Below are 12,829 nucleotides of genomic sequence, written 5' to 3' on the forward strand. Positions count from 1 at the left end.
ATCGTGCGTCCGTGACCGGGCCTGGCATAAGGGGACTGCGCAGCGTGGTACCGGCGCTACCACTGTCATCCCGGCGGGAATCGGGCAGGCTGGGGGCGAAGGAGAGGAGACGCCATGGACCGCAGCGGACTGTCCGCCTTCCTGCGTGCCCGGCGCGCCGGGCTGTCCCCCGCGGACGCGGGACTGCCCGACACCGGGCGGCGGCGGGTGCCGGGCCTGCGCCGCCAGGAGGTGGCCCAGCTGGCGGGCATCTCCGTGGAGTACTACGTGCGGCTGGAGCAGGCCCGCGGCCCGCACCCCTCCCGGCAGGTCCTGGCGGCCCTGTCCCGGGCCCTGATGCTGGACGCCGACGAGCGCGCCTACCTGTTCCGCCTGGCCGACGCCGAGGCCCCGGCGCCCCGGTCCCCGGAGCGGGAGGTGTCCACCGCCGTGCGGTACCTGATCGACGGCCTGGCCGCCACGCCCGCCTACGTGCTGGACGCGGGGTACGAGGTGCTGGCCTGGAACGAGATGGCCGTCCACTTCATCGGCGACATGGGAGCGCTGCCGCGGGAGCGGCGCAACATCATCGAGTGGATGTTCTCCCGCCCCGAGCCGGACCCGCACCGGGAGGACCCGAACACCGACTGCTTCGCCCGCTACTCGGTGGCGGACCTGCGCGCGGCCTACGCCCGCTACCCGCAGGACCCGGCCATCACCCGGCTGGTCACCTCGCTGCTGGGCACCTCGCCCCGGTTCCGGGAGATGTGGGAGTCGCAGGTGGTGCGCGAGCGGCGCGGGTTCACCAAGCGCCTGGAGCACCCGGTGGCGGGGCCGCTGGAGTTCGAGTGCCAGGTGCTCCACGTGCCCGACGGGGACCAGCGGGTGATGCTGTACTGCCCCGAACCGGGGTCCGGAACCGAGCGGGCGCTGCGGCTCCTGGCGGGCCAGGCCCCGCCGGCCCCGGACGGGACACCGGTGTTCCGGCCGGGTCGGGCCCCGTGCGGGCCGGGGGGTGTGGTGGAGGTCCCGGTGCCGGGTACGGGGGGACGCCCGGCCGGACGTCCGTGACCTCGGGCGCTGTCGTGGTCACCGAGGGCATGTGTAATCTGCCTTCGGGTCACGAGTGAGGGGAACGCCATGGACGGTCGCACCGGGAACGGTCGCCTGCGGCCGTCGGCCGTACTCGGCGATCTCGTGCGCGCCGCCGTGCCACCGCTGCTGCCCGCCGCCCTGGCCCTCGCCGCGGCCTGCGCCGCGCTTTCGGCGGGGACGGCGACGGGGGTCCCGGCGGCCCCGGTACTGCCGGTGCTCGCCCTGGTCGCGCTGGTGCTCGGAGCCCCCGTCTCGGTCGCGGCCGCCCTGCTGGTGGGCGCCGCCGCCCTGACGGGCCGGCGCGCCGACGCGGACGCCGTCCGCCGCCGCGCGGTGCGCTCCGCCCCCCTCGTCCTGCTGTGGGCGGTGGTCCTGGCCGCCCCGGTGGCGGCCCTGCTCCCGGCGGGCTCCCCCTGGATCACCGCCGCGGCCGCCGTCGCGCTGCTGCCGCTGCTTCCCGCCCTGCTGCTGGCGGTGCCGGTCGCCGTGGTGACCGGCTGCCCCCTGCGGCGGGTGCTGCCCGCCACCCTGTCCCCGCGCGGGCTGCGCGCGCTGCTCGGCGGGCTGCGTTCCGCGGTCCGGGTCCCCGGCCACACCGGGGCCCGGCCGTCGGTCGCCGCCCCGGTCCCCGTGGCACTGCTGCTGGGAGCGGTCGCGGTGGCCGGCTTCGCCTGGGATGCGGGGAGCCCCGTTCCGGAGGGCGGCAGCGACCGGACCACCGTGCACATCGAGGCGGCCGACGGTTCCGAGCACCGCTTCGAGGTGGACCTGGCCGCTCCCGGCGGGGACGAGCGGGCGGCCGCCCGGGTCGGCGGCCACACGGTGGACGCCTACTGGCGGGCCGGTCCGGCCGAGGGCGGATCGACCCTGTACCTGCGGGTGTGCCCGGTCTCGGACACCTGCGAGGAGAAGGCCGCGGGCGGGTCGGGGACACTGGACGTGACCGCCGCCGGGGACGGTTCCTTCGCGGTGACCGCGGTGGACCGGGGCGCCCCGTTCACCCTCGTGTCCTGCGCCGACCCCGGGTGCACCCGGGCGGTGCCCGCCGGTCCCGCCGCCGAACCGGTCGTCCCGACCGGGCCGGTCACCGTCGAGGTGGAGGGCCCCGACTCGATGCGACTGGTCCTGCTGTCCTGTGCGCTCACGGCCTGCCCGGAGCCGGAGGCCCGGGAGCGGGAGGAAGGTGACCGGGCCGTGGTCACGGAGCCCCCGGCCCCCGCCGACGTGATCGCCCGGCGGAGCGGGCCCGCCCCGTCGGGCACCTCCGGGGAACCCGCCTGCGCGGCCCCCGAGTGCGCCGCCCGCGCCTGATCCGCGGAGCGGTCGAAACCGCCGACGGGTGGGCCCCGCCGGAGGACCGGCGTGCAGTGCCGGACCACCCGGCCCTGCCGTCGGCCGGAGGGCGACGATCGGCATAACCTTGGCGTTCATCCCCTTCATCCCCCGGAGCGCCCCGTGTCACTTTCTCCCCCGCCCCCGGTCTCCTCCGAACCCGGAGCGGCCCCTCCCCCGCCACCGCGCACGTTCGGCCTGGTCCGCGAAGGGCTCCGCAGTGGAGGCGGAGGGCTGGTCGCGGCGACCGTCCTGTTCGTCCTGCCCTGGTGGCTGCTGGCGACCGTCACGATGGTCGGCGAGGAACTGCGCCCGGCGGATCCCGCAACGGTGGGGCCGCTGGACGGCCTCGGCCTGCTGACGGTACTGGGTCAGCTGGTCGGGCTCCCGGTGTTCCTGGCGATCGCCGTACTGCTCGGCTTCGGGCACCGGGTCGGTCGACCGGTGGGTTTCGGCGGGGCCCTGCTCTGCGTTCTCCGCCGGTTCCCGGCCCTGCTCATGTGGGTGGTGCTGTGCGGTGTCGTACCGGGGACGCTGGCCGTCGCGGCCGCCGCGCCCGCCCTGCTGTCCGATTTCTCCCTGCCGGGGATCGCGGTCTCCGCGGTCCTGCTCCTCCTCTTCCTCCCGGTCACGGCGGCCGTGTACGTGTCGCTGCCGACCGCGGTCCTGCACGGGATCCCCCTGGGTGTGGGGATCCGCGACTCCTGGCGGATGGCGAGGGGGCGGCGGGTCCGCTCCCTCCTGGTCCTGGTGCTCTCCCTGGCGGCGACCCCGCTGAACGCCCTGCCGACCTCGCTCGCGCTGTCCTCTGCCGACGGGACCGTCCCCGGGCTCGTCCTGGCCACGGTCGTCGAGGTCCCGCTGCTGCTTTTCCTGCAGCCGGTGGCCGCCCTGCTGGCGGCCTCCCTGGCGATCCCCCGCACGGCGCGGGGGTGAGCCGGTGGGGCGGGGCCCGGACGGCCCGGATCCCGCCCCGCCGGACCCGGCGCTCGACCGCCCCGGCGGTCATGCCGCCGCGCCGGTGGCACCGGAGGGCGGGGCCGGGTTCGACGTTCTCGGGCAGCGCCTCGCGCAGGCCCTCGGCCGGACCCGCCGGACGCCCCGGGTCGACATGGGCGCTGCCGCCTCCCCGGGTCCAGGCCTCGACGGTGTCGGGGCCGAAGGGCGCGCCGCCGGGACCCGGCTCCCTCGGGCAGGCCGGTGGGCGGGCGGGCCCTCTCCTGGAGCGGGGGTCGGGCCGCGCGGCGGTGAGGGTCCGAAGCCATCCGCCCCCGGCCCTGTGGTCTGCGTCTTGCCCGGGGAAAGACCAGTTACTTAATGTTCATTCAGCAAAAGGGGTCGAGGAGTTGTCGCTAACGTGGACGGCACGGCCCTCCCCCGGCCGTGGCCGCCCGCCTCGGGTACGAGAAGTGGAGAACAGCCATGAGCGACACACCCCCCGAACCGGATACGAGCAGGTCGGAGAGCCCGCCACCGCGGCGGCGGGTGAACCGGCGCGAGCAGATCCTGCGCACCGCCGCCGACGTGTTCGCCACCCAGGGGTTCCACAACACCTCCCTGGCGGACATCGCGGCGATGCTCGACATCACTCCGGCGGGCGTCCTCCACCATTTCGGCTCCAAGACGGACCTGCTCACCGCGGTGCTGGAACTGCGCGACGACACCGACCCCGCACCCGCGGGCAGTCCGATGCTGGACCACCTGGTGACCACCGCCAAGCGCAACTCCGAACGCCCCGGCACCACCCAGCTGTACGCGGTGCTGTCGGCCGAGAGCGCCACCGAGGACCACCCCGCCCAGAGCTGGTTCCGCGAGCGCTACACGGTGCTGCGCCGGGAGATCGAGGACGCGATCCTGGACCGGCTGGGTCCCGCGCGGCGCGGCCCCGCCGGGGCGCCCGGGCCCGGGGGCCACTCCCCGGCCGGGGCCGCCGCGGCCGCCGTCATCGCCGTCATGGACGGGCTCCAGGTGCAGTGGCTGCTGGACCCGGAGGCGGTGGACATGGCGCTGGTGACGGAGACGGTCATCGACGCCCTCGTGGCCCGCCTGGCCCGGGAGGAGTGAGCCGCCCCGGGGTGGGAGTGACCCCGGGGCGGCACCGGCCGGCGGGCCGGTCCGCGCCGTCCGGAGCGGGCCGTCGCCCGGAGAACGCCCGAGGGCGCCGGGGACCGTGCGGTCCCCGGCGCCCTCGGGCGTTCGGAGAGGAGGCGGGCGGGCCCGCGGCGCCTACTGCACGCCGTGGACGGAGCCGGGCGGGTTGGAGCCGTCGGTGGTGTACGGCTCGCCGGTGACGCTCTCGGACAGCCACTCGTCCCAGGTCAGCTGCCAGTGGCCCCAGCCGTTGTTCCACTCCTTGATGCGGTCGGTGCCGGTGGTCTCCACGACGTCGCCCATGAGCGTGTTCTCGAAGAACCACAGGGCGTCGTCCATCCGCATGTTGGTGCACCCGTTGGAGGTGTTCGCGATGCCGATGTTGCCGTTGTAGGACGCCTCGTGGAAGAACTCGCCGCTGCTGGAGGTGCGCACCGCGTACTGGACGTCCACCTTGTAGGAGCCCGGGGAGCCCTCGGGGATGCCGACGGTGCTGGAGTCCATGGTCAGGTGCTCGTAGCGCTCCATGAGCACGTGGATGCCGCTGCTGGTGGTGTCGAAGTTGCGGCTGGCCTTGCCGTTGCTCACCGGGAAGGTGCGCTCGTGCTCACCGTCGATGGTGACGACCGCCTCGTGGTCGGGCACGTTCATGGTGACCATCAGCTCGCGGCCGATCTCGAAGTCGATCCTGGAGTTGCGCACACCGTAGACGCCCTCGGAGGCCTCGACCCCGGCCAGGCGCGCCTCGACGGACACCTGCTGGTAGGGCTCCCAGTAGGTCTCGGGGCGGAAGGCGACGTTCTTGTCGTCGAGCCAGCGCCACGACCCGGTCATGCCCTGCTCGGAGACGATCCTGATGGAGCTCTCGACCTGGGCCTTGTTGGTGACCGGCAGGTCGAAGGAGAGGACGATCGGCATGCCCACGCCGACCGTCTGGCCGTCCTGCGGGTAGGTGCTGTAGGGGGAGAGCTCCAGGCGCTGCCCGGGGACGGCCGCCTCGGTCGTGAACTCCCGGACCAGCTCGGTGGTCTCGCCGGCCTCGTTCTCGGCGGTGGCCGTGACGGTCACCTCGGCGCCCGGGCGCAGGTTCCAGTCGCTGGTCCACTCGGTGCCGTCGCCGTTGAGGGTGCCGGTCACCTCGTACAGGGCGGGGTCGTCCTCGCCCTGGCCCTCGACCGTGGCCTCGTCCGGCACCACCTGGTCGACCTTGACGTCGGAGATCGTTCCGTTCTCCGAGGTCACCGTGATGGGGGTGTTGGGGGCGACCGTCTCGACACCGTCCTCGGGGGCGATGACCAGGGTCGCGGGTTCGGCGTCGGCCGCCGGGTCCGTGCTGTTGCTCTGCGTCTCGGCGCCACCGGAAGTACAGGCGGTTGCCGCGAGCGCGAGCGCCGCCAGACCGATGCCGAATCGGCTGATCGCCGACGGGTGGGTCCTGCCCGTCACGTCTGGACCTCCATGTTTCACCTCGAACGCCATGTTTCTACGTCACCTAAGACGCGCATGTGCGGAAAAGGTTCTGAAATCCCACACATCGGCACGGGACGGTTATCCGGAAGGGGTTGGAAGACCGGAACCGATGACGATACACCCTGGGGGTACCTGGCAGAACCCGTCCGATACGAGATTAGGGCCATCCCTAAACCACCCTGTACACCGGGGCTCCCCCCGGCCTAAAATCCTGAGCAATCGCTCAGGATTATCTGGAGGACGTATGCCGTGGCTGTGGCTGGCCGGGGCGATCATCTCGGAAGTGATCGCCACGACGTCGCTCAAGCTCTCCGAGGGCTTCACCCGCCCCCTGCCCTCGATCGCGGTCGTCGTCGGCTACGTCTCGGCCTTCTTCATGCTGAGCCGGGCGCTGAGCCGGGGCATGGACCTGGGCGTCGCCTACGGGGTCTGGGCCGCGGCGGGGATCGCCCTGGTGGCGGTCATCGGGGTCGTGCTCTTCTCCGAGTCGCTCACCTGGGTCCAGATCGGCGGGATCGCCCTCATCATCGGCGGGGTCATGGCCCTGGAGATGGGCGGCCGCCATTGAACGGGGCCGCGGAAGGGAGCGGGAGGCCGGAGGCCCCCATGACCGACGGGCGCAGGCTCAAGGGCGAACGGCGCAGGCGGCTGCTCGTGGACGCCGTCCTGCGGGTGATCGGGCACGAGGGCGTGGCCGCGGTCAGCCAGCGCCGGGTGGCGGCGGAGGCGGGTGTGCCGCCCAGCGCCGTCATGTACCACTACGCCTCGGTCGACGATCTGCTGCTGGCCGCGCTCACCGGTGTCAACGACTCCTGTGTCGCCGCGCTGGAGGCGCTCTCCCGGGATCCGGAGACGGCGCCGCGCGGCCTGGCCGAACTGGTGGCCGCACCGGACCGGGGACCCCTGCGGGCCGAGTTCGAGCTCTTCCTGATGGCGGCGCGCCGTCCGGCGCTGCGCCCACAGGCCGAGCGCTGGCGCCGCGCCGTGGACGCGTTCCTGTTCCCCTACCTGGACGACCCGGACGACCGGGCGGCGGCGGCCGTGGCCGTCGACGGTCTGTTCCTGCGCGGCTGTGTGGAGGACCCGCCGCCCGGGGTCGACGAGGTGCACCGGATCATCGTGCGGCTCTTGTCCCCGCGGAGTAGCGGCCCGGCGGGATCCCGATGACAGCGGTGAATTCCCGGGTCAGGTGGGACTGGTCGCTGAACCCCAGGTCCGCGGCCAGGCGTCCCCAGTCCGGCCGCTCCCCCGTCCGGGCACGCTCGGCCGCCTCGTAGAAGCGGTACCGGCGGATGACGGTCTTGGGCCCCAGTCCCACGTGGTCGGAGAAGCGGCGCTGGAGCCGTCGCACGCCGAGCCCCTCGCGCTCCGCCAGCTCCGCGACCCCGGTGACCGACGGGTCTGCGGCCACCCGCTCGGCGATGTCGCGGGTGTCCTCGGCGGGATGGCGGACCGCGGGCGCCAGGTCCTCCAGGAACCCCTCCACCAGAGCCGTCAGCGCGACCGCCGAGGCCGGGTCGGCGGGGTCGAGGCGACGGACCGCCCGCTCCAGCTCCGCGCCGCCGGGCAGGACCTCGCCCACGGGGAGGGAGGTACCGGCCAGTCCGCTCAGGGGCCGGTCGGTGAAGGGCCGGAACCCGGCGGGCCGGAACATCACGCCCAGCGCCCAGCCGCGGCCGGCGAGGTGCTGCCGCCCGACCCGGGTGGTGGGCCCGTGCACGGTCGCCGTGCCCGCGGTGAACACGAGGTTCACCACGGGGTGGGCCAGCACCGTCTGGGTGTACGGCTCCCGCAGGTCCCACGACGCGGTCCAGTGGCGGTCCACGAAGCGGGCCAGCGCGGGCGCCGGGGCCGCCCGGTCCAACCGGAACCGGGTGAGCCCGCGGTCCGGATCGATGATCCCGCGCGCGTCCTCCTGCACGGGTCGCACGTCCACGCCCCCGGCACTGTCCCTGCTCATGCCCCCAGCATGCCGCGGGGCGCCGACACTTCCCCGGCCGGGGTGTCGCATTCCTTCAAGACGGGAGGGCGCCGGGACGCCAGGATCGGAGGCGACCGTGAGAAGGAGCATGTTGTGAACGAGATCGCCGCACGCTACGCCCGCCTGTCCGACGCCTTCGCCGACGTGGTGGCGCAGGTACCCGAGGAGCGCTGGGCGTCACCGTCCCCCTGCGAGGGCTGGACGGCCCGGGACGTGGTCGGGCACGTCGTGGACACCCAGGGCATGTTCCTGGGCCTGGTCGGCCGCGAGCTCGGCGACATCCCCGAGGCGGCCGACGCACCGGCGGCGGCCTGGGACGCCGCGCGGGCCGTGGTCCTGGCCGACCTCACCGATCCCGAGCGCGCGAACACCGGGTTCGACGGGTTCTTCGGCCGCACCACGTTCGCCGAGGCGGTGGACCGCTTCCTCAACTTCGACCTGATCGTGCACCGCTGGGACCTGGCCCGCGCCGCGGGGCTGGACGAGCGCATCGACCCGGACGACGTGCGCTGGGCCCGCGGGGCCACGGCGGCGTTCGGGGAGGGGCTGCGCTCGGAGGGCGTCTGCGGTGCCGAACTCACTCCGCCCGAGGGCGCCGACGAGCAGACCCGGCTGCTCGCCTTCCTCGGCCGCCGCGCCTGGTGACCGCCTGGTGACCGCCGAGCGGCCCGCACCGGGACCGCCCGCGGCCGGCTCCCCGTCAGGGCGGTCCGCCCGGTGGGACGCCCACCGACCGCCGGTGGCGGGCCGGTACCGCCACCGCGCGGCCGCGATCCGCGGCGCCCCGGCGGCCCGTGGGCGGACGTCCGAACGCGACGGCGCCGACGGTGCCGACGGTGTCCCGGCCCGCGCGGACCCGCGCACGGCGGACGCCCGGATCCGCCGGGGCGGCGGCCGCGCCGCCCGGCCGGCGGGGCTGGAGGTCATGGTCGGCGGCGGTTCCCGTCCCGGGCCACGCCGACCAGCAGCCGCAGCACCAGCAGGGCGGCCACCGCCAGCAGCAGCCAGGCCGCCCCGTTGAGGAGCTGGGCTCGGACCGTCATCTCCGCCCACTCCACATGGGGGCCGTCGGTGACGTTGAACAGCCCCACCGACATCAGTCCGGTGGCCACCGCCAGCACGGTGAGGATCGCCTGCCGCACCATCCCGCCCAGGAGCATGCGGTCCTCGGGGTGGGCGAAGGGGCGCACCTGCACCGTGAACCGGCCCTTGTGCAGCTGGTCGGTGATCCGGTCCAGCCGGCGCGGCAGCCGCCGAAGCGTGGGCAGCAGCGCGACGATCTCGTTCGCCACCAGGTCGCGCAGCGCCTCCCCGCGCAACTGCTCCGACACCCGCTCCCCGGCGAACCGCTTGGCCTCGGCGACGGTGTCGAACCCCGGCGACAGGTGCACCAGGGTGCCCTCCAGCGTGGCCAGGGCGCGGAAGACCGCGGCCAGCTCCGCCGGGAGGGTGAGCCCGAACCGGGTGACGATGAGCAGCAGCTCGGTGAACATCCGCATGCTCGCGGTCATCCCGCCCTGGAGGTGGCGGGCCATGAACTGGCCCAGCGCCCGGCGCAGCCGCTCCCCGTCCACCCCCTCCGGGTCGGTGACCACGTCCAGCAGGGTGTCGGTGAGCAGGACGGCGTCGCGCCGGTCCAGAGCCACCAGCATGAGCCGCAGCGCCTCGCGGGTCTGGCCGTCCAGCCGCCCCACGGACCCGTAGTCGAGCAGGCCCACCCCGCCCCCGTCGAGCAGCAGGATGTTGCCCGGGTGCGGGTCGGCGTGGAAGATGCCGCTGATCATCACCTGCTCCAGCAGGCAGTCCAGCAGGGCGCGGGCGATCTCCTCGCCGTCGACGTCGGCCGGGTCGACGGCGCCGACGGAGACGCCGTGCAGCCTCTCCATCACCAGGATCCGCCTGCTGGTGTAGGCGTCGTACACCTTGGGGATGCGGACCCGGGAGTCCGGCGCGGCCTCGGCGACGGCGGCGATGTTGGTCGCCTCCACCTCGAAGTCCAGCTCCTCCCGCAGCGCCTCGGCGAACCCCTCCGCCAGATCGACCACGCCGATGGCCGGCCCCCAGTCGGTGTACTCGTCGAAGCGGGCGGCCAGCCGCCGGATGATGTCCAGGTCGCGCTGGACCACCGGGGCGATCCCGGGCCGCTGCACCTTGACCACCACCTCCTCCCCGCCGATGAGCCGGGCGGTGTGCGCCTGGGCGATGGACGCGGCGGCCAGCGGCTCGTCGGAGAACTCGGCGAACACCTCGTCCACGGGGCGGCCCAGGCCCCGCTCGACCGCCTCCCGGACCTGCTCCGCCGGGATCGGCGCGACCTCGCTGTGCAGCCGCCCCAGCTCCTCGACGAACGCCGGCGGCAGCAGGTCGCGCCGGGTGGCCAGCACCTGGCCGAGCTTGACGAAGACCACGCCGGCCTCCTCCATGGAGCGGGCCAGCGACCGGGCCAGCCGCCGCTGGGTTGAGGTGTCCTCGTGGTCCTCGCGGCGTCCGGTGACGTAGCCCCACAGCCCGCGCCGGGCCAGGATCCAGGTGATCTGGCGGTAGCGGCGCACCCGTCCGAACCAGTCGAGCACGGACCGGACCGCCTGCACCGGGCGAGGGCGGCTGCCGCGCGGCACGGCCAGCTCCAGCCCGACGAAGGCGAGCATCGCCACGACGGCGGACATGACCATCGTCACCAGGACGTACTCCGGGCCGGGCGAGACGATGGGCGCCTCCGCCGACAGCCGGTCCAGGGAGCCGTAGTACAGCAGCGCGCCCACGGCCGACCCCAGGAGCAGGCCGACCAGCCCGGCCGGCAGCAGCCGGGGCAGGCTGAAGGGGACGCCCATCATCCGGCTGGCCAGCAGGCCCACACCGAGGAGCAGCAGGACGAAGAAGATCAGGGAGAAGACCTGGAGGATCCCCTCCCCCACGTAGACCATGGCGAGGTTCACGGTCGGGGACTCGCTTTCCAGCGGGAGCCGGTCGGGGCGACTGCGGCGGTCGGGGGGCGGCGCCGGGGACTCGCACGGCCCCCACAGCCCTTTTCGACCTCAGCCTGTCAGGTCCCGGGCCCGGGCGACACCACCTTCCCCGGCCTGTGGAGAACCCCGGAGCGCGCTGCGGCCTCCCGGGAACGCGGCGGGCCGGGGCCCCTGGGAGCCCCGGCCCGCACCGCCACCCGCAGGTCGGCAGGTCAACAGGTCAGCAGGTCAGCTCCCAGGAGCATTCCAGCTCACCGCTCTCAGCGGACGGCGCGCTCTCCGGGACCCGGGCGCCCTGCGACCGCAGCGCCGCCGCATGCCCCAGGTGCTCGGCCAGCCGCACCGCGACCGCGTCCTGCACCGCGGTGGGCGCCGGGCCGGTGTGCCCGTTGTTGAGGATCGAGAAGACCAGGCCGTCTCCGCCGTCGGTTCCGGGCACGTACCCGGACAGGCCGCTGACCCCGCTCATCGTCCCGGTCTTGGCCGTCACCACGCCCTGGGCGGCGGTGCCCGCCATGCGGGCGCGCAGCGTGCCGCCGACGAAGGGGTCAGCGATACCGGCGACCGGCAGCGACGCCGACCACACCGGGTACCAGTCGGCCCCGCGCGCGGCGGTCAGCAGCCCGGTGACCGCGGAGGCGGTCAGCCGGTCGGTGCGGGAGAGCCCGGAGCCGTCGTGGAAGACCACGCCCCCGGTGTCCACGCCCAGCCCGGCCACGGCCTCGGCGACACCGGCGCGGCCGGCCGCCCAGGTGCCCTCGCCCGCCGTCTCCAGGCCGATGGACTTGACCAGCATCTCGGCGTGGCCGTTGTTGCTGAACTTCATGAACGGCACCAGGATCTCGGCCAGCTCCGCCGAGGTGTGGTCGGCGACCACGCGGGTGGCCAGGTCCTCGGGGACCGCACCCTGCTCGCTCCCGCCGCGCACCGTGACGCCGTGCTCCTCCAGCGCCTGTTCGAACATGTGCCCCGCCAGGGCGGCGGGCTCGTCCACGGTGCGCAGCACGGCCACCGGGGCGGCGCCCTCCGGGAGGGAGCCGCTCACCACGATGGTGTTGGTGCCCACCGGCCGGTCCACGGACAGGGTGTTGCCGCTGCCGGGGGCGCCGGTGACGGCCCGGTTGTCCAGCTCCATGTAGCCCTCGGCGACGCCCAGGTCCACCGCGGGCGCCTCGCCCCGGGCCGCCGCGGTGACGGTCACCTCGGTGACGCCGGTGTCGAACCGCTCCCCGTGGGCGACGGTGAGCGCGGAGATCTGCGCGGAGTAGGCGTAGGGCTCGTCCTCGGGCCACCAGTCGTCCACCAGGCGCTCGTCGTCGAACCGGGTGTCGTCGGCGACCACGTCTCCCTTGACGACCCTGACCCCGGAGGCGGCCACCTCGGCGGCCATCGCGTCGAGGTCGGCGGCCGTCAGGGTGGGGTCTCCACCGCCGACCAGGTACACGTCCTCGACCGCGCGGGGGCGGCCGTACCCGGCGGGGACGACGGCCTCGGTGGTGAAGGTGCGGTCCGCGCCCAGCACCTCCAGCGCGGCGGCGGCCGTGAACAGCTTCATGTTGGAGGCGGGCACGAACGGGGTGTCCGCGTCGCGGGAGTACAGCTCCTCCCCGGTCGCCGGGTCGAGGACGACCACGCCGGCGTCGGCCACGGACGGGTCCGACAGGATCGCGTCGAGGTCGGCGCGCAGGTCGGCAGCGGGGTCGGCGACCGGTTCGGCGTGTGCGGGGGCGGGAGCGGCGAAGAGGGCGAGCGGCAGCAGGCTCGCCGCCGCGGCGGCGGCCCAGCGGGGGTGCCGGCCCGCCGAGGGGGTCGGGGCTCTCATGGGTCTCCAAAGACTCGGATGGAAGATCATGAACCTAACCGAATCTCACCATGGGTCGCCGTGTGCCCACGCCGGGGACACGGGACCCTTTCC

General features: G+C 74.5%; 11 protein-coding genes. 7 read left to right on the top strand and 4 right to left on the bottom strand.

The window, feature by feature from the left end; translation table 11 throughout:
- Positions 1 to 114 precede the first annotated feature (114 nt).
- The 4 genes from ACSUPR_RS14445 to ACSUPR_RS14460 all read left to right on the top strand — a co-directional run bounded on the left by ACSUPR_RS14445 (position 115) and on the right by ACSUPR_RS14460 (position 4,470).
- The gene (locus ACSUPR_RS14445) at positions 115 to 1,050 is read left to right on the top strand and encodes a helix-turn-helix domain-containing protein (RefSeq protein WP_436891817.1); all 936 of its coding nucleotides are present in this window, start codon (positions 115 to 117) and stop codon (positions 1,048 to 1,050) included.
- Positions 1,051 to 1,119: 69 nt separating this feature from the next.
- Positions 1,120 to 2,385 carry a hypothetical protein gene (locus tag ACSUPR_RS14450; RefSeq protein WP_436891818.1) on the top strand — a complete coding sequence of 422 codons (1,266 nt, stop codon included), beginning with the start codon at positions 1,120 to 1,122 and terminating at the stop codon, positions 2,383 to 2,385.
- A 144-nt stretch (positions 2,386 to 2,529) separates the two neighbouring features.
- The gene (locus ACSUPR_RS14455; protein ID WP_436891819.1) at positions 2,530 to 3,342 is read left to right on the top strand and encodes a hypothetical protein; all 813 of its coding nucleotides are present in this window, start codon (positions 2,530 to 2,532) and stop codon (positions 3,340 to 3,342) included.
- 486 nt (positions 3,343 to 3,828) lie between these two features.
- Complete coding sequence (locus tag ACSUPR_RS14460; RefSeq protein ID WP_436891820.1) at positions 3,829 to 4,470, top strand: TetR/AcrR family transcriptional regulator; 642 nt, start codon at positions 3,829 to 3,831, stop codon at positions 4,468 to 4,470.
- A gap of 162 nt (positions 4,471 to 4,632) precedes the next feature.
- Here the strand turns inward: ACSUPR_RS14460 and ACSUPR_RS14465 are convergent, their stop codons facing one another.
- On the bottom strand, positions 4,633 to 5,943 hold the full coding sequence (locus tag ACSUPR_RS14465) for an Ig-like domain-containing protein (protein ID WP_436891821.1): 1,311 nt from the start codon (positions 5,941 to 5,943) through the stop codon (positions 4,633 to 4,635).
- 268 nt (positions 5,944 to 6,211) lie between these two features.
- Between ACSUPR_RS14465 and ACSUPR_RS14470 the strand changes: the two genes are divergently transcribed.
- Complete coding sequence (locus ACSUPR_RS14470) at positions 6,212 to 6,535, top strand: DMT family transporter (protein ID WP_436891822.1); 324 nt, start codon at positions 6,212 to 6,214, stop codon at positions 6,533 to 6,535.
- 38 nt (positions 6,536 to 6,573) lie between these two features.
- Entirely contained in the window at positions 6,574 to 7,134 is a 561-nt protein-coding gene (locus tag ACSUPR_RS14475) for a TetR/AcrR family transcriptional regulator (RefSeq protein ID WP_436891823.1), read from the top strand.
- Here ACSUPR_RS14475 and ACSUPR_RS14480 read toward each other — a convergent pair.
- Positions 7,082 to 7,927 carry a DUF6597 domain-containing transcriptional factor gene (locus tag ACSUPR_RS14480; RefSeq protein ID WP_436891824.1) on the bottom strand — a complete coding sequence of 282 codons (846 nt, stop codon included), beginning with the start codon at positions 7,925 to 7,927 and terminating at the stop codon, positions 7,082 to 7,084. The genes ACSUPR_RS14475 and ACSUPR_RS14480 overlap by 53 nt on opposite strands.
- 114 nt (positions 7,928 to 8,041) lie before the next feature.
- Between ACSUPR_RS14480 and ACSUPR_RS14485 the strand changes: the two genes are divergently transcribed.
- Complete coding sequence (locus ACSUPR_RS14485) at positions 8,042 to 8,593, top strand: TIGR03086 family metal-binding protein (RefSeq protein WP_436891825.1); 552 nt, start codon at positions 8,042 to 8,044, stop codon at positions 8,591 to 8,593.
- 278 nt (positions 8,594 to 8,871) lie between these two features.
- Here ACSUPR_RS14485 and ACSUPR_RS14490 read toward each other — a convergent pair whose 3' ends face one another.
- Together ACSUPR_RS14490 and dacB are read right to left on the bottom strand one after the other, a co-directional pair.
- A complete protein-coding gene (locus ACSUPR_RS14490) occupies positions 8,872 to 10,872 on the bottom strand; it encodes an ABC1 kinase family protein (RefSeq protein WP_436892012.1) in 2,001 nt (666 codons plus the stop codon).
- A 262-nt stretch (positions 10,873 to 11,134) separates the two neighbouring features.
- A complete protein-coding gene (gene dacB / locus ACSUPR_RS14495) occupies positions 11,135 to 12,736 on the bottom strand; it encodes a D-alanyl-D-alanine carboxypeptidase/D-alanyl-D-alanine endopeptidase (protein ID WP_436891826.1) in 1,602 nt (533 codons plus the stop codon).
- Between the last annotated feature and the right edge of the window lie 93 nt (positions 12,737 to 12,829).

The sequence above is a fragment of the Nocardiopsis dassonvillei genome (genome assembly GCF_964273065.1).
Taxonomy (GTDB): domain Bacteria; phylum Actinomycetota; class Actinomycetes; order Streptosporangiales; family Streptosporangiaceae; genus Nocardiopsis; species Nocardiopsis dassonvillei_B.